At 69.7% G+C, this 218-nt stretch carries 1 protein-coding gene; it reads left to right on the top strand.

Annotation, left to right across the window (positions count from 1 at the left end; translation table 11 throughout):
• Window positions 1-218, top strand: a 218-nt coding sequence (locus tag ACVOJ1_RS19010) for a hypothetical protein (RefSeq protein ID WP_346480781.1), incomplete at both ends; no start/stop codon positions are given.

The raw sequence follows: 218 nt of genomic DNA, 5'->3' as shown, positions 1-218 counted from the left end.
CCGACGGCGATCGAAGCGGCACGCGAGAATGCCGAAGTGGCGGGCGTGGCCCACGCCATCCGCTTCACCCGCGCCGACGTATCCGAGCTCACCTCGCCGGAGCAGGAGATCCACGGCAGCGACATCGATCCGACGGCGATCGAAGCGGCACGCGAGAATGCCGAAGTGGCGGGCGTGGCCCACGCCATCCGCTTCACCCGCGCCGACGTATCCGAGCT

It is taken from the genome of Stenotrophomonas sp. STEN225, assembly GCF_056756445.1.
The sequence above is the reverse complement of the archived record's forward strand: the minus strand, read 5'-3'. Positions and strand labels throughout refer to the sequence as shown.